Raw genomic sequence first — 20490 nt, forward strand, 5'->3', positions numbered from 1 at the left:
CACCGTAAGGGCAACGAAAACCAATAAAAAAACCAATGGAGTTACCCCATGAACGTCGTGAAACACAGCTGTCTCGCCCTGGCCGTCACTGCCACGGCCTCGCAACTGGCCGTCGCCGGCCAGCAGGAGGAAGCCAAGGGGTTTATCGAGGAGAGCAGCCTGAATTTGCTCAACCGCAACTTCTACATGAACCGCGACTTGCGCAACGGCGGCAGCAACAGTCAGGGCACCAACGGCGCCAAGCCGGCCAGTGAACGCAATGGCTACCGTGAAGAGTGGGCACAGGGTGCCATGCTCAACTTCGCATCAGGCTTCACCCAGGGCACCGTCGGCTTCGGTGCTGATGCCTTCGCTTACGGCGGGATCAAGTTGGATACCGGCCGCGGTCGGGTCGGCAACGGCCTGCTGCCGATCAGCAACAACCGAACCTCCGACGCTGATGTGCCGGACTCCTACGGGGAGCTCGGTGGTGCAGTGAAAATGCGCATCTCCTCCACTGTGCTGAAGTACGGCGAACAGCGACCGACCGCCCCGGTATTCGCCATGGGTGACAACCGCTTGTTGCCGGAAGTGGCCACCGGCTTCCAGCTGTCGAGCAAAGAGTTCGATGATCTTTTCCTCGAGGCCGGTCACTTCACCGCGTACAACGGCAGGAACTCGACCAACTCCAATGACAAGCTGGTCACCAGCTATGCGGGTGTCGAAGCCGACAGCGTCGACTTCGCCGGCGGCTCCTACAAGGTCAGCGACAACCTGCGCCTGATGGCCTACACCAGCAGAGCCGAAGAGGTCTGGCGCCAGTACTTCGGTAGCGCTTCCTACACCCTGCCGTTGGCCGACAAGCAGTCATTGAACTTCGGCCTGAGCGCCTACAAGACCAACGACGAGGGGCAAGCCCGCGCCGGCAAGATCGACACCACCAGTTGGTCGGCCAAAGCCGCCTACACCTTCGGCCCGCACAAGGTCAGCCTGGCCTACCAGAAGATTGATGGCGACGAAACCTTCGACTACATCGGTGTCGACTCGATCTGGTTGGCGAATTCGGTGCAGTACTCCGACTTCAACAGTCCCAATGAGCGCTCCATGCAGATCCGCTACGACATCGACATGGCCAGTTTCGGGGTTCCGGGCCTGAGCCTCATGACCCGCTACGTCAAGGGTGACCAGATCGACTTCACCAAGGCCGATCCCAACGGTGCCTATTTCCGTGCCGGAGCCGACGACGAGAAGCAATGGGAGCGCGATATCGAAGCCAAATACGTGGTCCAGTCGGGCTCGGCCAAGGACCTGTCCTTGCGCCTGCGCCAAGCCACCCATCGCTCCAGCTCGTTTGACAGCGATGTGGATGAGGTGCGGCTGATCGTCGAATATCCGCTGAGCATCCTGTAGCGATTTTCCCAGTCGGCTTTTCTCTCTCGTGGGTCGACCGGTTTTCTTGAAGGCTTTCTCCACGCTCCTTAGCCTTGAGGCGCCCATCCGGGCGCCTTTTTTTCCAAGTATTTATTGCTGCCAACGGGTCTCATTTAAGTAAAAAATTGGGCCCGAAAAGCTCTCGCGTGGGGAATCTGCCGAATTGACCCGCCCCCCTTGTCAGGCCTCGTGGCAAGTGGGATATAGCCTCCATCGCCGGTGAAATTTGCCACCGTCCCCACCCCTAATGGAGATCTGCCATGTCCGTCTCGCAGAAGCCATCGTATCGCTACCGTCCGATGACCGCCGCCGATGTAACAGCAGCCCACGCCTTGTCGGTCCGACTGAAGTGGCCTCACCGCCTGGAGGATTGGGCCATGTTGCAGCGCATCGCGGAGGGCTTCGTCGCCGAAGATGGCGATCGCTTGATCGGTACGGCATTCACTTGCCCACAGGGCGCTTATGCCACTATCGGCCTGGTTATCGTCAGTGATGATTACCAAGGCCAGGGCATCGGGCGCAAATTGATGGATCTGGCCCTGGAGGCCAGCACGCCACGCACCGCTATCCTCAACGCCACATTGGCCGGTGCCCCGCTTTATATCAGCCAGGGCTTTGTCGAGTTCGGTCACATCCTGCAGCATCAGGGCCAGGCGCAAGCCATCGATCCCCCTGCCCTGTCAGCCGGTGAACAGTGTCGGCCCTTGACCGTCGCCGACCGGGCTCGCCTACTCGAACTGGCCAATGCCGGCAGCGGTCTGGACCGGGAAACCGTACTCAACGATCTGTCCGATGTCGTCGAACACGCGGTCGGTATCGAACGCGATGGCCAACTTCGCGCATTCGCCATCCTGCGCCCCTTCGGCCGAGGCCACTGCGTCGGACCGATCGTCGCGCAGAATCCGGAGCAGGCCAAACACCTGATAGCTACGTTGTTGGCACGGGTACCGGATCAGTTCTTCCGTATTGATACTCCGGCGGATTGCGGCCTGTCCGACTGGCTCGACGCAGCGGGTCTGAAACAGGTCGACAAGGTTGCGCAGATGGCACGCGGGACGCCCCCTCAGTCCGTCGGCGGCGTCAAGCAATTCGCCCTGGTGAGCCAGGCCATTGGCTGACGGCCACACGACTCCCCTACTTACCCTACCTGGAGAACCCCAGATGTCAGAACCCACCTCAGTGCTGCTGGCTCGCGCCGATGGCACCCCTGTCTCGACTACCTTTATCCCTGGTCAATTGGGCGCCGGAGATCCTTTCGGCGCGCAGCGCAAAACCGCCTATACCAGCCCGGGAGATATCACCGCCGGGGTGGTCGAGGCCCGCGGCCAGTTCAACATCGATGAGTATCCTTATGCCGAAATGATCGTGGTCCATTCCGGACGAGTCATCCTGCAGAGCCATGACAGTACTCTTGATCTGGGCCCCGGCGGCAGCGCCGTGATCGGCCGCGGCTCGCCGCTGCGGGTTGAGGTGCAAGGGGACGCCGTTTGGGCGTTCTGCGCCGATATCCAGAGCATCGGTGAGCGCAGTCCAGGTCTCACGCTGCTCGACCCGCTCGCCACGCTCTCCCCCTCCAATCCCCCGGACGCCGAGATTCTGCTCAGCCCGACACCGCAATGCCGCTCACACAGCATGTTCGTCGAAGAACCAACCAATCTGCTCATTGGCGTCTGGGATTCGACACCCTATACGCGCCGGTCGCGCCCCCACAAGCTGCACGAGCTGATGCACCTGATCGAAGGCAGCGTCACCCTGCAGGCAGCGGACGGCAGTGAGCTGGTGGTCAACGCCGGCGATACGGTATTTGTGCCCAAAGGCGTTCCATGCGCCTGGAAGAGCACCGTCTACGTTCGCAAGCTCTACGTTGTCAAATAACACGAACAGTGTTGGGTGCCCGCGGATGATACTGATCCGCGGGCACCATTGAGGTTCGGCCTGGGGCGAAAGGCCCGATGATACAACGCCGTCATGTCCACGCTGGCGTGAGCCTTCATCCTTCCCCGATCCATCGACCACTTATTACGGAGCACACATCATGGGAATAGGCGGCATCAGTATCGGCAAGTTTCTGATCATCCTGCTGATCGTGATCATGCTGTTCGGCACCAAACGCCTGAGGGGGTTGGGCTCGGATATCGGCGACACGATCAAGGGGTTCCGCAAGGCCATGGGAGATGACAACAAGTCAGCCATTGAAGAACAGCCTACGGACCAGGCGAAAAAGTACTGAACGCCATTCACCATCAATTTCGGCAAATATCACGGGTGGCCTCGTCCCTTGAATGCCGACTGATGCTGGCATCGCCCCATGCAGCAAGCGCGTGATCCTGGCGCAGCGTTGTCTCGAATCGGTCTGCATTACGTTCTCGTGAAGTTGACTCGATATACAGCAGATTCTCCTTCACCGACCTCAAGAACGGCATATCCCCTCAGGGCCGCCTTGCTAGTTTATTGAGCAGAGACGACACCACGATCTGCTGCTGGCAGCGCTTTCACCACTCAATGGGAGCCCATTGCATGACGACCCAATCTTCGAACCCCTACAGCGTCGACCCGCAAATGTGTCGGCAGTTCTATATCAATGGCATGTGGTCGCCGCCGGTCCACCTGGTTACACAAGAGGTGTTCAATCCGGCGACCGAGGAAGTGATCGCCGAAGTCGCTCGGGGTTCCACCGAAGACGTCGACCGGGCAGTGGCGGCCGCGCGCACCGCGTTCGCCGATTGGTCCGCCACCTCGGTGGAAACCCGCGTTTCGATCCTGGGAAAAATCCATGAGCTGATCCTTGAGCGCAAGGAAGTGCTGGCCCAGGCATTGTCGCTGGAAATGGGCGCGGCCATTGGCTTCGCACGGTCCATGCAGGTGCCGCTGGCCGCCGAACACGTTCGGGTGGCCCGTGATGTGCTGTCCACGTATCCATTTCAGAAGGTCGAAAATGGCACCGCCATTCAACGCGAGGCCATTGGTATCTGCGCCCTTATCACACCATGGAACTGGCCGCTCTACCAGATCACCGCCAAAGTCGCCCCGGCGATTGCCGCTGGTTGCACCGTGGTGCTCAAGCCCAGCGAACTCTCACCGCTGAGCGCCCTGCTGTTCGCCCAACTGCTGCATGACGCGGGCCTTCCACCTGGTGTGTTCAATCTGGTGAATGGCAGCGGTGCCGACGTCGGCGCAGCCATGGCGGCGCATCCCGATATCGACATGATCTCCATCACCGGCTCCAACCGCGCGGGCGCGCTGGTGGCCCAGGCCGCCGCCCCGACGGTCAAGCGCGTCACCCAGGAACTGGGCGGCAAATCGCCAAACGTCTTCTTGCCGGACGCTGACTTCGCCAAGGCCGTGCCGCCCGGGGTGATGTCGGCGTTCCGTAATGTCGGCCAGTCCTGCAGCGCGCCGACCCGGATGATCGTGCCCAGGAACCGGCTGGCGGAAGTCGAAGCATTGGTCACCGCCACCGTCGACGGGATCATCGTCGGCGATCCCCGGTCGGAAGAAACGCAACTCGGGCCCATCGCCAACGAAGCCCAGTTCAATCGCGTGCAAACCATGATAGAGGCGGGCTTGAACGACGGCGCCAAACTCCTCTGCGGCGGCCCAGGACGGGTGCCGGGTTTTGCAAAAGGCTTCTATGCCCGCCCAACAGTCTTCTCCGAGGTGGATAACGCCATGCGCATCGCCCAGGAAGAAATCTTTGGCCCGGTGCTGTGCCTCATCCCCTATGACACAGTGGAAGAAGCCATCGCCCTGGCGAACGACACTGTCTACGGCCTCAGCGCCCATGTGCAAGGCCAGGACCTTGAAACGGTACGCGCCGTGGCCTCGCGCATCCGCGCCGGGCAGGTGCTGTTGAACTACCCGGCGTGGAACCCGTTGGCGCCGTTTGGCGGTTACAAGCGCTCAGGCAACGGCCGGGAGTTCGGGGTTCACGGGTTTGAGGAGTACATGGAGGTCAAGGCGATTGTCGGGTTTGGTTGATCGCCCTACTGCTCGGTCCGGCCTTTCCCTTCACGATCATGTTCGTATCGCGTCAACGGAAACGCCGGCAGCCACGCCTCGCGACGCACGGTCCAGCATTCGTAGCTAGGCATCAGCTGGTCAGGAGCATCCAGGCTTCCCAGGTTCACTTCAATCTCATCACCGCTGCGGGCGAAGACCGGCGAGCCGCAGCGGGGGCAAAAGCAGCGGCCGGCATAGTCGCGGGTTTCACCTTCGATCTTGACCGCCTCCTGGGGGAACATGGCTGCCGCGTAAAAAAGCGCGCCATGGTGCTTGCGACAGTCGAGACAGTGGCAGAGGCCGACCCGGTAAGGTCGCCCCGACGCTTCGAAGCGAACGTTGCCGCACAGGCAGCCGCCGGTGAATCGGTCCATGGTGCGTCTCCTCTGCAATCTAGCGGTGTAAGCCTTCGACCCTTCTCGTCGCTACGGGTTTAATCCTTTGTTGCCCGGCAAGACGCCTGCCTGGACACCACTTCGATCAGCAACCGGCGCATGCTGCGCCATCAATGCCACCATCCATTCGATGAATACTCTCAACCTGGCACTGATATGCCGGTTCGGCGGGTACGCCAGGTAGAGCGGCATCGGGTCGATGCGCCACGTTTCGAAAAGCGGCACCAGTCCGCCGTTGGCTTCGTGGGGCCTGGACATGTACTTGGGTAGCCATAGCACCCCCAACCCCGCCAGGCCCGCCGCGAGGTAGGCGTTGCCGTCGTCGACGGCCAGGGCGTAGCGCCCGTTGATGTGCAGGTGCTCATTGTCGTTGTGCATGGCATAGGGCACGGCTTTGCCGGTGCGGGCCCAGAGAAAGCCGACGATACGATGCAGGGAGTCTTCGAGGTCTCGTGGATGCGCGGGCGTGCCGACACGCGCCAGGTAGCTCGGCGCCGCGAAGACGCCCAGCTCAAGATCACCGATGCGCCGGGCGATCAGCGACTGATCCGTCAGTTCTCCGCCGCGCACCACGCAGTCGACGTTTTCATCGATGATGTCCACGATGCGATCGCTGACGCCCATGTCGATCTGGATATCCGGGTAGCGCTCATGGAACGTCGGCAGCGCCGGCATCAGGATCAGCGCGGCCAGCGGGCTCGGGACGTCTACCCGCAAGCGGCCCCTGGGGAGGGCCTGGGCATCGGACAGGCTGGTTTCGGCATCCTCCATGTCGGCGAGCAAGCGCAACACCCGTTGGTAGTAGACGGCACCCTGGGCAGTGACGTTGACCTTGCGTGTCGTGCGGTTGAGCAGCTTGACCCGCAGGCGCGCCTCCAACTGTTGCACCAGCTGGGTCACGGTGGTCTTGCTCATGTGCAGGGTCTCGGCGGCCTTGGTGAAACTGCCCGCCTCCACCACCCGGGCAAATGCCTGCATCGCATCGAAACGATCCATTGCGGCTCCGCGTATCGATCAGATTGTTTGGATTTCACAAACAGTGATCGCCAAGGTTGCGCGTTTATCGCCCGGACACAAGCCCCTAGAGTGACTTCATCGTTGATTTCTCACCTGATTCCGATGGAGGTTCCCATGACAACGCGCGATGTAGTTTTCCCACCTGGACGCCAGGCGCTTTACGAGCGTAATCGTTATTCGCCGGCGATCCGGTCCAATGGTTTTCTTTTCGTATCGGGGCAAGTCGGCAGCACCGACGACGGTTCACCTGAGGCCGATCTCGAGGTTCAGGTCCGCCGTGCATTCACCAACCTGGAAGCGATTCTCGCCGCAGCCGATTGCACCTTTGACGATGTGGTGGACGTCACCGTATTCATGGTCGATCCCGAATCGAAGTTCGAGACGATCTGGAAAGTGGTGCCTGAATTCTGGGGCAACGCACCGCACCCGACACTGACGGCGGTGGGGGTGACGTGGCTGTATGGATTTCAATTCGAGATCAAGGTGATTGCCAGGTTGCCTGACGCTGGGCGGTGAGTCAGTGCCTGCTCGCGATAGCGGTAGGTCCGTTGGATCGAGGCTGGATGTGCCGGCGCCTTCGCGGGCAAGCCCGCTCCCACAGGGTTTTGAGGGGGCTGCTGATACCGAGCCCACTGAAGATCCAGTGTGGGAGCGGGCTTGCTCGCGAAAGCGGTAGGACAGTCGCTGACCGGCTAGCCTTTCAACGCCGCTTCAATCGCCGCGATGTCGATCTTCGTCATTTGCATCATGGCCTCGAACGCGCGCTTGGCGGCGGCTTTATCGGGGCCGGCGACGGCGTCGGTCAGGACGCGTGGGCTGATTTGCCATGACAGCCCCCACTTGTCCTTGCACCAGCCGCAGACACTTGCCTCACCGCCGTTACCGACAATCGCATTCCAGAAACGGTCGGTTTCGGCCTGGTCCTCGGTGGACACCTGGAAAGAGAAGGACTCGTTGTGCTTGAACACCGGGCCGCCGTTCAGCCCGATGCAGGGAATACCCATCACCGTGAACTCCACCGTCAACACATCGCCTTCCTTGCCCGACGGATAATCGCCAGGCGCGTGATGGACGGCTTGCACGGCACTGTCCGGGAACGTCGCAGCGTAGAACTGCGCTGCCGCCACGGCATCACCTTCGTACCAGAGACAGATCCTGTTCTTGTTATTCATCCGACTTCTCCGAGAGGGATTGGTCGATGCAGTCTAGCAGTGCACTTTTTCCGGGATCGAACAAGTGATGAACGGTTTTGCACCTCGAACACCGCTGGCTGAAAAGCCGCGGTGACGGATCACCCACGGCTTCCAGATCCAAGCTTCAGGCAAACAGTTCCACCCCCAACTGGAAGGCAACCCACAGCGCCAGGCCCGTGGCAAAGGCCAGCGCAATGTTTTCGAACAGGTTGTTGCGGTACTCCTTGCCCAGCAACGACTTCTGGTTGGACATGATCAGCAGGCCCAGGGAAATGACCGGCAAGCCAACGATGTTCAGGGCATTGACGCCGATGGTCAGCGTGACGAAGTCCGGCATGCCGGGCAGCGACCAGACCAGCGGGGTCACCAGGATAAACAGCATGAACCATTTGTGCATCGGATCGCGGTGGAACTCCTTGCCATAGCGCTCCCGGCGCTCGGGGCGCACGTGCTGGAAGGCGTCGGTGATAAGCATCGGGAATGCCGTGGTCTTGCCCGAAATACTGGCGAACAGCGTGGCGAATACCCCGACGAAAAAGATGTACCAACCGATCGGGCCGAAGAACATCTCCAGCGCCTTGCCCAGATCCCCCAGGGTGTTGACCTCGATGCCATTGGGCCGGAGGATTTCCGCACCGACAATCCAGATCGCCAGATTGATGACGATCCCGACGAACACCGCGAACAGCAGGTCATTGCGCTGGACGCGCTTGTGCTCAGGGCCTGTCCAACCCTTCTGGCGCATGACATAAGGGTGGACGAAGTTGGCGATGGAGCCCGCGACCGCACCGATCACCGAGACAGCCACCAACAGCGCTCCGTGCACGCCCTCGTCGGGAGGAATGCTGAAGCCGATGGTGCCTTTGACGATACCGGCAACATCCGGGCCGGACATGACGGCCAGGGCCAGAAACGCCAGCGTCATGATCGCCAGCAGCGCCTTCATCACCCCTTCGATCATCGAGTAGATATTGCGGCCAACCAGCAGCCACACCGCCAGCACCACCGCCACCGAACAGAGCAACGGGCGGTCGATCTTCAGCAGCATGGCCAGTGCCTCACCGGCGCCCTTGATCATGTAGGCATTCATCAAATGCCCCATCAGCAGCGCATAGACCAAGAGGAACCAGGCGAAAAACGGATTGAGTTGGGCATAGCCCTGCAGGATGGTCATGCCCTGGTTATTGCAGAGCTGGAAGCGCGCGATGATGTTGACGATCAGGAATCGCAACAGCAAGGACACTGCCAGCACCCACATCATGGCGTAGCCGTAGTTCGCACCGGCCACGGAAGAGGTAATGAGGTCGCCTGCGCCCAGCCACGCCAGTACCGCGATGATGCCGGGGCCAAGCAGCTTCAACAGGCGCACGAAACGGCTTTGCGTGGACGCTGCTGCCGGGTCCTTGACGGAAGGAATGCTCGTCATGAGGGGGAGTCTCCGTTTATTTTTTTTGTAAGAAACGGAGACAGTCGAACACACTAGATACGACATCGTACAACATCGAACTGTGTAAAAATGTTTCTTGGCGCAACCTGTGGATACGTGGGCGCTGCGTGAGGTTTCCACCGGCCAGCGCACCCGGCTATGCCCTCACCCGCTCCCCATGCGCCATCATCCAGCGAATCAAGTGCGTCATCGACACCTGATGCTGCTGGACGACGCACTCACCGCCTTGCTCATGGCGGTAGCGTTCGACGTAGCGGCTGAGCAGCACATGATCGCCATCCTCCGCCAACCGTAGTTCGACCTCTCGGCACTGCAGACCACCCTGGCCGAGCGCCTTCACACTTCGCCGCAGAATCAGCGCGTCGTTAGTCATCGGCCTGCTCCTCCTCGCATTGTGGGGTGACCGCCCCCAGTTTGCCTTGCGCGACAACATCGGCGCGCTGCTGCGCGATCGCGTCGCGCAGGGCCAGGTAGTAATCCGGCTCGGTCCGCAGTTGGTCCGTCAGCGGCAGCGCCTGGGCGCGGCCATCGACGATGCCGCCTGCGGTATTGATCGTGCCCAGGGTATCGACGGTGCTGCTGTCGCCGCCAAACGGGTCGACCACGAAACTGATCACCTTACCGGTGGCATCCCTCAGGTTGGCCGTCCCCAGCAGCGGCAGCTCCACCGTCGGCCCCGGGGCGAGGTTCCAGACGCCGAAGGTCTGGCCGAAATCGGCCTCATGGCGCTCGATGCCGAGTTTGCCCGAGACATCGATCAAGCCGACGATGCCGGCCGTGGTGTTGATGACAAAACGCCCCAGGGTGTTGACCGAACGCTGCGCATTGCCTTGCAGCAGGTCGTTGATGAACACCTTGGGCTCGCCGAAGTTCGCCACGAAGTTATGCATGCCGGTCTGCGCGGCATCCGGAAGATGACGATAACCACGGGCGATGGGGGCCAGTGCGTAGTCGTCTACGGTGCGGTTGAAGGCAAAGATGCCGCGGTTGATGGGTTGTCCGGGATCGTAAACGGTGTACGGAACACTCTCGCAACTGCCGGGCTTTGCAGCGGGTGTGCTGGTGCAACCGCTGGCGAGTGCTGCGAGCATGATGACCAGAGAAAATCCAACACGTAGCGGCGCGGGTCTGAACGTCGGCATACAAAGCTATCTCGGCAAAGGATGGGCGATACCGTTCAGTTAAAAAGTCAGGCCCGACACAGCCCCTGTGGCGAGGGGATTTATCCCCTCGCTACAGGGTTCGGTGTTGTCCGGCTATTTAACTGTCTGGAAACGGCGCTATCCTGCCGCTGCTTTCTTGCCTGGAGATTTCCGGAATATTGCCCGTCGGCAACTTCATTGCAGGATTGAAATATATGACGCAGGGCCCGGATTGATCCTAGTATCGCTCCCTGTATCCATGACCCCGACGTACCCACTGTGAGCCATTTACTACTGGTTGACGATGACCTCGAAGTCCTCGCCCTCTTGCGCAAATTCCTCGAACAACATGGCTACAGCGTCGATGTGGCCGCCGACGGTGCCGCCCTGTGGCAGGCGGTCGAGCGCCAGCTGCCGGATCTGATCATCCTCGACGTCATGCTGCCAGGAGACAACGGCCTGGTACTCTGCCAGCGCCTGCGGGCCGAGCACAGGGTCGGCATCATCATGCTTACCGCCATGGGAGAGTTGAGCGACCGGGTCGTCGGCCTGGAGATGGGCGCTGACGATTACCTGACCAAACCTTTCGACGCCCGGGAGTTGCTGGCCCGGGTGCGGGCCGTGCTCAGGCGTACCGGCGAAGCCAGGGGCCCGCTGAACGACGCCTCGCGGCCGGTCCTGGAGTTCGACAAATGGCAGTTGGACGTCACCCGGCGTGAATTGCGCTCCCCGGATCAAGTCATGATTCCGCTGTCTGCGGGCGAGTTCGAACTGCTCCTGGTGTTCGCCGAACACCCGCGCCGGGTGCTGAGCCGCCAACAGTTGCTGGACCTGGCGCGGGGCGAAACCTTCGACGCGTTTGACCGCAGTATCGACGTTCAGGTCAGCCGCTTGCGTCGCAAGCTGGAGACGGATATCAGCGGCGCGACCATGATCCGCACCGTGCGCAACAGCGGTTACTATTTCAGCCCCCAGGTGGTGAAACGATGAAACCGCCGAGCCCCGGCACTCGCCGTCCGCGCGATACCCTGGCGCGCTGGATCGCCCTGACCACCCTGGTTGCCATGCTGACGCTGCTGGTGCTGAACGCGTTGTTCAGCCAACTGGCCGGAGCCTGGGCACGCCCGCCCCTGATGGAAACCGGCCTGTTTGAAAAGATCTCCGCCATCGCCCGCATCATCGACTCGGCAGCGCTTGAACAGCGGCCCGTCATTGCCAAGGCCGCCAGTGACCGCGAATTCACCACCCAATGGCTACAAGACCATGACGAGGCGCGCGTGCCGGTGGTCGACGACGACCCGGAGTACAGCGACGGCGCGGCACGGCTGCGCCAGCAACTGGGCAGGCCCGATGCACGGATAGAAGGCTACGAGCCGAGCGACTGGCCCGCCGACCAGCCCGGCGGGCGCTACGCCGCGCTGATCGAGCTGAGCGACCACTCATGGGTGATGTTTTCCATGCCCGCGCGCAACTGGGGCCTGGAGGAATGGGAGCGCAACCTGATCATCATCACGCTGATGCTGCTGTCGGCTTTTATCGTCGCGCTGGTCGCCACCCGGCACCTGGCCGCGCCGCTGGAACGCTTCGCCGAAGGCGCCAGGCGTTTCGGCGTGGACCACAAGGCGCCGCCCATTCCAGTCATCGGCCCCTACGAGATCCGCCAGGCCATTCTCGCCTTCAACGCCATGCAGGCCCAGCTCAAGCACTTCATCGAAGATCGCACGCAAATGCTCGCCGCCATCTCCCACGACCTGCGCGCGCCGTTGACCCGCATGCGCCTGCGCGGGGAGTTCATCGAGGACACCGAACAGCAATCCCGCTTGTTCAGGGACGTGGACGAGATGCAAGCGATGGTCAATTCGGCCCTGGAGTTTTTCCGCGACGACGCACGGCTCGAACATGCCACCGCTTTCGATCTGGCGGAGCTGCTGCACACCGTCGTCGATGATTTCAAGGACGCCGGCAGCGAAGTGGCATTCGAGGGCGCCCCTCGCTTCGTTTACGTGGGCCGGCCCATCGGGCTCAAGCGCGCGCTGGTGAACCTGATCGACAATGCGATCAAATATGGCACAGAACCCAGCGTCCAGCTCAAGACCTGGAGCGATCACGTTGAAATCGGCATTCTGGACCGGGGGCCGGGCATCGAGGCCAAATATCACGAGCAAGTCTTCACCCCATTCTTTCGTCTCGAAGGCTCGCGCAACAAGCACACCGGTGGCGTCGGGCTCGGCCTGTCGGCAGCGCGGGCGACCGTACTCGAGCACGGTGGAACGTTAACCCTCGACAATCGCCGCGATGGCGGACTGCAAGTCCGGGTTTCGCTGCCATTGACCTGACCTGCCGCGGGTCCGTTGGCAAACAAAGCCTAAACAACCGGGGCCATCCTCGGTAGGATGGCCGGCCTTTTGGCCCGGACCCGCTCTGGAATCGTCCCAATGATCCTGATTGTTTACGCCCACCCCTACCCCGACCAATCGCGGGTCAACCAGCAGATGCTCGAAGGTGCCTCCAGCCTCCCGGACGTGGTCGTACGGTCCCTCTACGACCTCTACCCGGATTTCGACATCGATGTCGAAGCCGAGCAGCGCGTCGTCGAGCAGGCAGGCCTGGTCGTCCTCCAGCATCCGATGTACTGGTACAGCATGCCGCCTCTGCTGAAACTGTGGATCGACAAGGTATTCACCCATGGCTGGGCATACGGCAGGGGCACCACCGCACTGAAGGACAAGAGCCTGCTGTGGGCCGTCACCACCGGTGGCGAGCCGGACCACTTCGAGATCGGTACCCATCCGGGCTTCTCCGTGTTGGCCCAGCCCCTCCATGCAACGGCCCTCTATTGCCGCATGCGCTGGCTGGATCCAGTGGTCGTCCACGGCGCCTATGCCGCCGAATCGCACGCCCAACACGCCCAAATCGAACACTATCGCGCCCGCCTGGCCTCCTGGAAGGAAGATTGATATGGAGACTCACAGCCTGATCGAGATGCTCATCTACCTGGCCTCGGCAACCTTGATCGTGCCGATTGCCGTCAGGTTCGGCCTGGGCCCGGTGCTGGGTTACTTGCTGGCCGGGTGCGTCATCGGCCCGTGGGGGCTGAAGCTCATTACCGACGTCAAGGCCATTCTGGAGTTCGCTGAAATCGGCGTCGTGCTGATGCTGTTCATCATCGGGCTTGAGCTCGACCCCAAACGGCTGTGGGCGTTGCGCCGGATGGTGTTCGGTGGCGGAGCCTTGCAGATGCTGGCCTGTGGCGCTGCCATCGCAGTGTTCTGCGCCGCCCTGGGCCTCAACTGGACGGCCGCGTTGCTGGTCGGCCTGACCCTGAGCCTGTCCTCCACGGCCATCGCCATGCAGGCGATGAATGAACGCAACCTGACGTCGACCGCCGTCGGCCGCAGCAGCTTTGCCGTGCTGTTGTTCCAGGATATCGCGGCCATTCCCCTGGTCGCCATGATCCCCTTGCTGTCGGCCCACGGTGAAACACCTTCAGGCACCGCCCTGGCGCTGTCGATCGTCAAGATCGTCGCGGCCATCAGCGTCGTTGTGCTACTGGGACGTTATGTGACCCGGCCATTGCTGCGCTTCGCCGCCCGCTCGGGCCTGCGGGAGATCTTCAGCGCCGTGGCACTGTTCCTGGTGTTCGGCTTCGGTTTTCTCCTGGAAGAAGCCGGCCTGTCGATGGCAATGGGGGCTTTCCTCGCCGGGGTGCTGCTGGCCAGTTCCGAATACCGGCATGCCCTGGAAAGCGACATCGAGCCGTTCAAAGGCTTGCTGCTGGGGCTGTTCTTCATCGGCGTCGGCATGTCGATCGACTTCGGCACCCTGATCAACGCGCCGTTGAAGGTCGCCACCCTGACCCTGGGCTTCATCCTGATCAAGCTGCTGGTGATCAAGACAGTGAGCCGGTTCCTCAACGTACCTGCCGGCCAACGTTCATGGCAGGCGGTGTTGCTGGGCCAGGGCAGCGAATTCGCCTTCGTGGTGTTCGGTGCCGCGACGCTGGCCGGCATCCTGACCGATCAGTGGGGCAAGAGCCTGACGCTGGCGGTGGCCCTGTCCATGTGCCTGACACCCCTGCTGATCCTGCTGCTGGGTCGCCTGGAGTCCGTCGCGAAGAAAAACCGTGAAGAATCCGACCTCGTCGATCAGCAGAACCCGCGCATCATCATTGCCGGGTTCGGCCGTTTCGGGCAGATCGCCGGCCGCCTGCTGATGTCCTGTGGCGTCGAAGTGGTGGTGCTGGATCACGACCCCGACAACATCGAGACGCTGCGCAAATTCGGTGTGAAAGTGTTCTACGGCGACGCCACGCGCCTCGACCTGCTGCACGCGGCCGGCGCGGCCCAAGCCGTGGTACTGATCAATGCCATTGACGATCAGCAGGACAACCTGACGCTGACCCGGCTGGTCCAGGAGCATTTCCCGACGTTGAAGCTGATCGTGCGGGCGCGGGACATGGGACACCTGATCACCCTGCGGCAGATGGGGGTCGAGGCGGCCGAACGGGAAACCTTCGAGAGTGCGCTGTCACTGGGCCGACGTGCGCTGATGCAGATGGGCGTCGGACCTTACGAAGCCCGCGAACGGGCGGATCAGTTCCGTCGCCTGAACCTGCAAATGCTGGAAGAAATCGTCGCCCAGCCGGAAGATGACCTCAAGTTCCGGCACGACGCCTACCGTCGCGCCAATGCGCTGCTCACGGACATGTTCAACGAAGACCGCGCGCGCCCCGTCGACCGCTGGCCTGAGCATCATCGCAACGAGACGGATGAAGCGCATAGCTGACGTTTCACGGCATCACACGCGACCGAACTGGCGCCGGTACTCCACCGGCGTCAGCCCCGTCAGCGCCTTGAACATCCGTTGCAGGTTGGAACTGCTGCTGAAACCCAGCTCCGCGCCGATGCTGGCAAGGGGCAGCGAGGTCAGCGTCAGGCGCTCGCCAACCTGGTTCAACTTGATACAACGGGCATACGCAGCGACGGTCTGGCCTGTCTCACGGCCGACCTTGCGCGCGAGCGTGCGCTCGGACATGGCAAGCCGGTCCGCCAGCGTCTTGACCGTGATCCGCTCCGCCGGCATTTGCTCGATCAGCCCGTGCAACCGGCGCAACAACCCGTCGGGCTGCTGGATCAGGGCAATGCCCTGGAATGCCGCGTGAGGGACGGCTGGACGCGGTAGCACCATCAATCGGGTGATGTCGCGCAGCGCATCACGGCTGACACTTCGTTCGATCAGTTTTTCAGCGATGGGCAAATAACCGTTCACCCCCGAGGCGGTGGCGGTCCGCTCGTTGAACACGCAGTTCCGCTCGCTTTGCCAATGCACTTTGCGATACCGCGCTTGCATCGCCTGCGCCAGCCACCACGTCACCGTCGCGCCCTGCCCGTCCAACCGGCCGCCCGCGGCCAACAGGCAGACTCCCGTGCAATAGGCCCAGAGCCGAAGGTGGCGCGGCTGTTTCGACAGTGCCTTCACCAGCGGCGCCTGCCCGGCAATGAGCGCATCCACCTGTTCGGCCGACTCAGCCCAGAAACCGGGCACAAGAATGGCCTCCAGCTCTGAATCCCCCAGCGCCGCCTGCGCCTGGAGGCTGATGCCATGGGCACACTCCACCGGACCTGCTTGCAAGGCGATATAGGTGGCCTCGAACAGCGTCCGCCCCTTTCTGCGATTGGCTGCGTGCAGCAGGTCGGCGAAAGCGAAGAGGCCGGCGGGCATGCAACCGGGGAACAGCAGTAGACCGATTCGGATTGTCTGGGACATGGCATGAAATGAATCAATGATGTCAGATCCGGCCATTATGCCCATCCACCCGGACCGGCACCATGGGCCCTCACTCCCTATCAAGGAACGCTTCATGAAGATCCAGCAGATCCGCAACGCCACGATCATCCTTGAATCCGGTCCGTATCGCCTGCTCGTCGATCCGATGCTCGCTGGCAAGGGCACGCTGCCGCCGCTGCGACTGTTCGGCGCCACCCAGCGTAATCCATTGGTGGAATTGCCGGCCGCTACGGCAGAAGCCTTGGAGAGCGTCACTCACTGCCTGATCACGCACTGCCAGAAAGGCCATTTCGATCATCTGGACCGCGCGGCCAAACGGTGGTTGAGGGAAAAACAGATTCCTGTCATCTGCACGGCTCACGATGCCAGCTACCTCGCCAAACGCGGCTTGAATGTTCAGCCACTCGCCAAGGACCCTGACCAGGCCAACGGGTTTCTCGGCGGCATCCTGCGCTCCGTCAGGTGCACCCACGGACGCGGCCTGGTGGGCAAGCTGATGGAACACGGCGTCGGTTACCTGATCGAGCTACCCGGCGAGCCCAGCGTCTACCTCACCGGCGACACCCTGCTCACCCCCACCGTGCGTGAGTTCGTGCTGCGCCATCAACCCCAGGTCAGCGTGGTTCCGGCAGGCGGCGCACGATTCGATCTGGGCGGCGATATCATCATGGGCATTGAAGAAGCCATCGAGTTCACCCGCCTGTCTCGCGGAACCGTGGTTGCCAATCATCTCGAAGCGATCAGCCATTGCCCGACGACGCGAACAGCCCTGCGCGACGCCGCGGTAATGGCCGGGCTCGGAGACCGGCTGCTAGTACCCGAAGACGGCGAGACGCTGGCGTTCACTTAGGCCAGTGCGTCCAACTCGGCCAGCATCGGCGCCGGAATCCGCAGCTCGCTCGCCGTGAGGTTTTCCCGCAGGTGCGCCACCGACGACGTACCGGGAATCAGGAGTAGATTCGGCGAGCGTTGCAGCAGCCACGCCAACGCAACGCACAGCGGTGACGCCTCCAGGCGCGCCGCGACGCTGGAGAGGGTCTGCGATTGCAACGGCGTGAAACCACCCAGGGGAAAGAACGGCACGTAGGCGATACCCTGCCGGTTCAGGTCGGCGATCAGTGACTCGTCCCCTCGATGGGTCAGGTTGTAGTGGTTCTGTACACACACCACGTTGGCGATGCCCTGGGCTTGCTTGACCTGCGCAGCCGTGACGTTGCTCAGCCCCAGGTGGCGGATGAGGCCCTGCTGTTGCGGGCTTTCGTGGATTTCATCAATCAGAATCGGCGGTAACGGCCCCCCGTTGCACTGCTCATCCTGTCTCGCGCAGACGGCTACAGCCGCTCGTCTCCCCGTTCCGAAGAATTTCGAACCAAGCCCCTGCGCATGGCTCGGACCTACATGACACCGTGACACCGCTGAATCAGTGATGACGCGCTTGAGCAGTCGAGACGCGAGCGGCTAGCGGTCGGTTGCGTTTCGATTCCGGGAGTTTCGCCATGTGTGAGGGTTTTGTTCAGCACGTTTCTTCAAAAGACGCCCTGGCGTATTTCGCCCAGCGAGACACCCCGGACGGACGTTTCGATACCAGCGTGACGCACCTGGACTTGTACAGGACAGTACCCACCGGGCCACAGGAACGGCACAGCCTGATCAAGCCGAACATGCAAGTCAGCGCCATTCGCCGTCGTGGCGGGCATTTGGAGTCCATCAAGGTTCGTTGGGGCTGGTCGCCCATCTGGTCGGTGGGAACGATGCCCCCGATGACGCATCTGCCGCTGCACCTGGTGATGCGCTCCAAGGTCTTTGACCCCATCAAACGCGAAGGTCGGGTACTGGTGGCCGTGGAGGGCTGGTACGAGTCGCACGCGCCCTCCGAATCCCAGCTGCAACATTCCAGCTACACGACGTCCCGGCAATCGGCCCCGATTTTCCTGGCAGCCCTGGCCCAGGCCAGCGAAACCGCCTTGGGCTGCGACGGCCTGGCCCTGGTGACTTATGGCGATCTTGCCAGCCAACAGCAGCGTGTCCTGGCTTTGAGCGCAGACGAGGCACTCGATTGGCTGGAACCCGATTTCGGATGGGCGCAGGCACAACAATTGGCAGAGCGCCTGAACAACGCGAAACCGCACCTTGAACCGGCGATGACGGCCCAGGTCCCGGTCAACCTTTGACCTTGGGCGGGAGGTGAAACATGTATGTGATCATGGGGGGGACGGGACATGTAGGCTCGGCCACCGTCCAGGCGCTGCTGGCCCAGGCAGCGCCGGTGATTGTTGTGACCCGCAAGGCCGCCCATGGGGAGCAATGGCGCGCCCAAGGCGCTCGGATCATCGAGGCGGATGCCCAGGATATCGACTCGCTGCGGGCCGCCTTCCGACTCGGGCGCCGGGCTTTTATCCTCAACCCGCCAGCCCCTCCGAGTACCGATACCGATGCGGTGGAGCGGCAAACCGTGGCCAACATTCTTGCTGCGCTGGATGGCTCGGGCCTTGAGAAGATCGTCGCCCAATCCACCGCCGGCGCCCAACCCGGCGAGCGACTCGGCGACCTCAGTGTCTTGTGGGGGCTGGAAGAAGGCTTGCGCAATCAATCGATCCCGGCGGCAATCAATCGCGCCGTTTACTACATGAGCAACTGGGACGGCCTGCTCGACACCGTTCGCACCACAGGCAAGCTGCCCACCCTGCTTCCCGCCGACCTGGCGCTACCTATGGTTGCCCCCCGGGACATGGGCGAAATGGCAGCGACGAGACTGTTGTCGCCGCTGACCGACACTGGTGTTCGTTATGTGCAAGGGCCTCGCCTGTATTCACCCAACGATGTCGCGCAGGCTTTTTCCCAGGCGCTCGGTCGACCAGTCGAGGTGCAGGTGATACCGAGGAACCGCTGGGAAAATGCATTCCTGGACCTCGGCTTCAGCCCCGCCGCCGCGCAATCCTACACGCGGATGACCGAGGTCAGCGTCGACAACGGCTTCGAGATTGCCGAGGATGGGCTGCGCGGCACCACTACGATTGAAGCCTACATTCAGACGCTGGTGCGAAACGAGGATAGATAAAGGAAACCGGGAACGGCGCACCAATGGACGGTAGACTGCATCTTTTTCCTTTCCTGCACGAGGAGCCGCATGGCTAACCCAGACATCACGTTCACTCCCGACCCGGATGCGGACTCCATCTCCTCCGACGTCGCCGGCTTCGGCGGCCTGCTGGTCACCACCCAGATCCCGACCCGCGCCGATGGCAGCCTGGAACTGGGCGACATCACCCTGCAGAGCGAATGTACGTTGCAAGCGCTCAAGACCGCGCTGGAGCGTGCCGGCAGTTCCATGGACCGGGTCTTGCACCTGACCATCTACCTCACCGACATGACCGAACGCGCCGCCTTCAACGAAGTGTACAAACGCTTCTTCGCCAAACCCTGGCCGGTGCGCGCCGCGATCGGCGTGGCGGCCTTGGGGGTCGAGGGCATGCGGGTGGAAGTCACGGCGATGGCGGCCAAGGGCTGAAGGGATCGCAGCACGCTTGCTTGCAGTGGGGTGGCCGGGCCGACGCCATCGTCGGATCGCCGCCCGGAGCAAGCCCGCTCCCACAGTTTTTTCCAGCGCCCACAGATCCAACGTACACCACAACTCCCTTGTGGGAGCGGGCTTGCTCGCCAAAGCGGTGGGTCAGCTTGAAGTGATGTTGACTGCGAAGCCGCCATCGCGAGCAAGCCCGCTCCCACAGTTTTTTCCGGCGCCCACAGATCCAACGTACACCACAACTCCCTTGTGGGAGCGGGCTTGCTCGCCAAAGCGGTGGGTCAGCTTGAAGTGATGTTGACTGCGAAGCCGCCATCGCGAGCAAGCCCGCTCCCACAGTTTTTTCCGGCGCCCACAGATCCAACGTACACCACAACTCCCTTGTGGGAGCGGGCTTGCTCGCGAAAGCGGTGGGTCAGCTTGAAGTGATATTGACTGCGAAGCCGCCATCGCGAGCAAGCCCGCTCCCACAGTTTTTTCCGGCGCCCACAGATCCAACGTACACCACAGATCCCCTGTGGGAGCGGGCTTGCTCGCCAAAGCGGTGGGTCAGCTTGAAGTGATGTTGACTGCGAAG

21 protein-coding genes and 1 pseudogene are annotated in these 20490 nt (G+C 62.0%); 14 read left to right on the forward strand and 8 right to left on the reverse strand.

Features of this window, described 5'->3' with window-relative positions; all coding sequences use genetic code 11:
- The first annotated feature begins 48 nt into the window (after positions 1–48).
- The 5 genes from FBY02_RS07760 (at position 49) to FBY02_RS07780 (ending at position 5388) form a co-directional block, all read left to right on the forward strand.
- Positions 49–1389, forward strand: a complete 1341-nt coding sequence (locus FBY02_RS07760) for an OprD family porin (protein ID WP_144925547.1) — start codon at positions 49–51, stop codon at positions 1387–1389.
- A gap of 281 nt (positions 1390–1670) precedes the next feature.
- Positions 1671–2528 (forward strand): GNAT family N-acetyltransferase, encoded by an 858-nt coding sequence (locus FBY02_RS07765; protein WP_144925552.1) that lies wholly within the window; start codon positions 1671–1673, stop codon positions 2526–2528.
- A 43-nt stretch (positions 2529–2571) separates the two neighbouring features.
- A complete protein-coding gene (locus tag FBY02_RS07770; protein WP_144925555.1) occupies positions 2572–3285 on the forward strand; it encodes a cupin domain-containing protein in 714 nt (237 codons plus the stop codon).
- A gap of 160 nt (positions 3286–3445) precedes the next feature.
- Entirely contained in the window at positions 3446–3640 is a 195-nt protein-coding gene (tatA, locus tag FBY02_RS07775; RefSeq protein WP_144925558.1) for a twin-arginine translocase TatA/TatE family subunit, read from the forward strand.
- Positions 3641–3927: 287 nt separating this feature from the next.
- On the forward strand, positions 3928–5388 hold the full coding sequence (locus FBY02_RS07780) for an aldehyde dehydrogenase family protein (RefSeq protein ID WP_144925561.1): 1461 nt from the start codon (positions 3928–3930) through the stop codon (positions 5386–5388).
- 5 nt (positions 5389–5393) lie between these two features.
- Here FBY02_RS07780 and FBY02_RS07785 read toward each other — a convergent pair whose 3' ends face one another.
- Together FBY02_RS07785 and FBY02_RS07790 are read right to left on the reverse strand one after the other, a co-directional pair.
- Positions 5394–5783: a GFA family protein gene (locus FBY02_RS07785; RefSeq protein WP_144925564.1), complete on the reverse strand. Its 390-nt coding sequence runs from the start codon at positions 5781–5783 to the stop codon at positions 5394–5396.
- 51 nt (positions 5784–5834) lie between these two features.
- Entirely contained in the window at positions 5835–6800 is a 966-nt protein-coding gene (locus tag FBY02_RS07790; protein ID WP_144925567.1) for a LysR family transcriptional regulator, read from the reverse strand.
- Between the two features lie 135 nt (positions 6801–6935).
- Between FBY02_RS07790 and FBY02_RS07795 the strand changes: the two genes are divergently transcribed.
- A complete protein-coding gene (locus FBY02_RS07795; RefSeq protein ID WP_144925571.1) occupies positions 6936–7337 on the forward strand; it encodes a RidA family protein in 402 nt (133 codons plus the stop codon).
- 176 nt (positions 7338–7513) lie between these two features.
- On the opposite strand, the gene FBY02_RS07800 is transcribed toward FBY02_RS07795, so the two are convergent.
- From FBY02_RS07800 to FBY02_RS07815, 4 genes are all read right to left on the reverse strand, one after another.
- A complete protein-coding gene (locus FBY02_RS07800) occupies positions 7514–7993 on the reverse strand; it encodes a VOC family protein (protein ID WP_144925574.1) in 480 nt (159 codons plus the stop codon).
- 145 nt (positions 7994–8138) lie between these two features.
- Positions 8139–9440 carry an Nramp family divalent metal transporter gene (locus FBY02_RS07805; protein WP_047700763.1) on the reverse strand — a complete coding sequence of 434 codons (1302 nt, stop codon included), beginning with the start codon at positions 9438–9440 and terminating at the stop codon, positions 8139–8141.
- A gap of 157 nt (positions 9441–9597) precedes the next feature.
- Entirely contained in the window at positions 9598–9834 is a 237-nt protein-coding gene (locus FBY02_RS07810; protein WP_144925578.1) for a hypothetical protein, read from the reverse strand.
- A complete protein-coding gene (locus FBY02_RS07815; protein WP_144925581.1) occupies positions 9827–10603 on the reverse strand; it encodes a VacJ family lipoprotein in 777 nt (258 codons plus the stop codon). The genes FBY02_RS07810 and FBY02_RS07815 overlap by 8 nt, the downstream gene beginning before the upstream one ends.
- Before the next feature lie 279 nt (positions 10604–10882).
- Here FBY02_RS07815 and FBY02_RS07820 point away from each other — a divergent pair, with 279 nt between their 5' ends.
- From FBY02_RS07820 to kefC, 4 genes are all read left to right on the forward strand, one after another.
- Positions 10883–11593 (forward strand): response regulator, encoded by a 711-nt coding sequence (locus tag FBY02_RS07820; protein ID WP_144925584.1) that lies wholly within the window; start codon positions 10883–10885, stop codon positions 11591–11593.
- Positions 11590–12939 (forward strand): ATP-binding protein, encoded by a 1350-nt coding sequence (locus tag FBY02_RS07825; RefSeq protein WP_144925587.1) that lies wholly within the window; start codon positions 11590–11592, stop codon positions 12937–12939. Before FBY02_RS07820 ends, FBY02_RS07825 begins: the two co-directional genes overlap by 4 nt.
- 99 nt (positions 12940–13038) lie before the next feature.
- Positions 13039–13560 (forward strand): glutathione-regulated potassium-efflux system oxidoreductase KefF, encoded by a 522-nt coding sequence (kefF, locus tag FBY02_RS07830; protein WP_144925590.1) that lies wholly within the window; start codon positions 13039–13041, stop codon positions 13558–13560.
- Between the two features lies 1 nt (position 13561).
- Complete coding sequence (gene kefC / locus FBY02_RS07835; protein ID WP_144925593.1) at positions 13562–15388, forward strand: glutathione-regulated potassium-efflux system protein KefC; 1827 nt, start codon at positions 13562–13564, stop codon at positions 15386–15388.
- Between the two features lie 12 nt (positions 15389–15400).
- On the opposite strand, the gene FBY02_RS07840 is transcribed toward kefC, so the two are convergent.
- Positions 15401–16369 carry a GlxA family transcriptional regulator gene (locus FBY02_RS07840; RefSeq protein ID WP_144925596.1) on the reverse strand — a complete coding sequence of 323 codons (969 nt, stop codon included), beginning with the start codon at positions 16367–16369 and terminating at the stop codon, positions 15401–15403.
- Positions 16370–16463: 94 nt separating this feature from the next.
- Here FBY02_RS07840 and FBY02_RS07845 point away from each other — a divergent pair, with 94 nt between their 5' ends.
- The gene (locus FBY02_RS07845) at positions 16464–17240 is read left to right on the forward strand and encodes an MBL fold metallo-hydrolase (RefSeq protein ID WP_144925599.1); all 777 of its coding nucleotides are present in this window, start codon (positions 16464–16466) and stop codon (positions 17238–17240) included.
- Here the strand turns inward: FBY02_RS07845 and FBY02_RS07850 are convergent.
- A pseudogene (locus FBY02_RS07850) lies at positions 17237–17641 on the reverse strand (aldo/keto reductase); the annotation flags it as partial. The gene FBY02_RS07845 and the pseudogene FBY02_RS07850 overlap by 4 nt on opposite strands.
- 245 nt (positions 17642–17886) lie before the next feature.
- Between FBY02_RS07850 and FBY02_RS07855 the strand changes: the two are divergent.
- The 3 genes from FBY02_RS07855 to FBY02_RS07865 all read left to right on the forward strand — a co-directional run bounded on the left by FBY02_RS07855 (position 17887) and on the right by FBY02_RS07865 (position 19898).
- Positions 17887–18561 carry an SOS response-associated peptidase family protein gene (locus FBY02_RS07855; protein ID WP_144925602.1) on the forward strand — a complete coding sequence of 225 codons (675 nt, stop codon included), beginning with the start codon at positions 17887–17889 and terminating at the stop codon, positions 18559–18561.
- A 20-nt stretch (positions 18562–18581) separates the two neighbouring features.
- Positions 18582–19448 carry an NmrA family NAD(P)-binding protein gene (locus tag FBY02_RS07860; RefSeq protein WP_144925605.1) on the forward strand — a complete coding sequence of 289 codons (867 nt, stop codon included), beginning with the start codon at positions 18582–18584 and terminating at the stop codon, positions 19446–19448.
- Positions 19449–19517: 69 nt separating this feature from the next.
- Positions 19518–19898: a RidA family protein gene (locus FBY02_RS07865; RefSeq protein WP_041020290.1), complete on the forward strand. Its 381-nt coding sequence runs from the start codon at positions 19518–19520 to the stop codon at positions 19896–19898.
- Positions 19899–20490 lie beyond the last annotated feature (592 nt).

This window comes from Pseudomonas sp. SJZ078 (assembly GCF_007828255.1).
GTDB lineage: Bacteria > Pseudomonadota > Gammaproteobacteria > Pseudomonadales > Pseudomonadaceae > Aquipseudomonas.

Bases quoted from the DNA above. Each gene is read 5' to 3' on its own strand.
- FBY02_RS07760 (WP_144925547.1), top strand. From the start codon at position 49: ATGAACGTCGTGAAACACAGCTGTCTCGCCCTGGCCGTCACTGCCACG.
- FBY02_RS07765 (WP_144925552.1), top strand. From the start codon at position 1,671: ATGTCCGTCTCGCAGAAGCCATCGTATCGCTACCGTCCGATGACCGCC.
- FBY02_RS07770 (WP_144925555.1), top strand. From the start codon at position 2,572: ATGTCAGAACCCACCTCAGTGCTGCTGGCTCGCGCCGATGGCACCCCT.
- tatA (WP_144925558.1), top strand. From the start codon at position 3,446: ATGGGAATAGGCGGCATCAGTATCGGCAAGTTTCTGATCATCCTGCTG.
- FBY02_RS07780 (WP_144925561.1), top strand. From the start codon at position 3,928: ATGACGACCCAATCTTCGAACCCCTACAGCGTCGACCCGCAAATGTGT.
- FBY02_RS07785 (WP_144925564.1), bottom strand. From the start codon at position 5,783: ATGGACCGATTCACCGGCGGCTGCCTGTGCGGCAACGTTCGCTTCGAA.
- FBY02_RS07790 (WP_144925567.1), bottom strand. From the start codon at position 6,800: ATGGATCGTTTCGATGCGATGCAGGCATTTGCCCGGGTGGTGGAGGCG.
- FBY02_RS07795 (WP_144925571.1), top strand. From the start codon at position 6,936: ATGACAACGCGCGATGTAGTTTTCCCACCTGGACGCCAGGCGCTTTAC.
- FBY02_RS07800 (WP_144925574.1), bottom strand. From the start codon at position 7,993: ATGAATAACAAGAACAGGATCTGTCTCTGGTACGAAGGTGATGCCGTG.
- FBY02_RS07805 (WP_047700763.1), bottom strand. From the start codon at position 9,440: ATGACGAGCATTCCTTCCGTCAAGGACCCGGCAGCAGCGTCCACGCAA.
- FBY02_RS07810 (WP_144925578.1), bottom strand. From the start codon at position 9,834: ATGACTAACGACGCGCTGATTCTGCGGCGAAGTGTGAAGGCGCTCGGC.
- FBY02_RS07815 (WP_144925581.1), bottom strand. From the start codon at position 10,603: ATGCCGACGTTCAGACCCGCGCCGCTACGTGTTGGATTTTCTCTGGTC.
- FBY02_RS07825 (WP_144925587.1), top strand. From the start codon at position 11,590: ATGAAACCGCCGAGCCCCGGCACTCGCCGTCCGCGCGATACCCTGGCG.
- kefF (WP_144925590.1), top strand. From the start codon at position 13,039: ATGATCCTGATTGTTTACGCCCACCCCTACCCCGACCAATCGCGGGTC.
- kefC (WP_144925593.1), top strand. From the start codon at position 13,562: ATGGAGACTCACAGCCTGATCGAGATGCTCATCTACCTGGCCTCGGCA.
- FBY02_RS07840 (WP_144925596.1), bottom strand. From the start codon at position 16,369: ATGTCCCAGACAATCCGAATCGGTCTACTGCTGTTCCCCGGTTGCATG.
- FBY02_RS07845 (WP_144925599.1), top strand. From the start codon at position 16,464: ATGAAGATCCAGCAGATCCGCAACGCCACGATCATCCTTGAATCCGGT.
- FBY02_RS07855 (WP_144925602.1), top strand. From the start codon at position 17,887: ATGTGTGAGGGTTTTGTTCAGCACGTTTCTTCAAAAGACGCCCTGGCG.
- FBY02_RS07860 (WP_144925605.1), top strand. From the start codon at position 18,582: ATGTATGTGATCATGGGGGGGACGGGACATGTAGGCTCGGCCACCGTC.
- FBY02_RS07865 (WP_041020290.1), top strand. From the start codon at position 19,518: ATGGCTAACCCAGACATCACGTTCACTCCCGACCCGGATGCGGACTCC.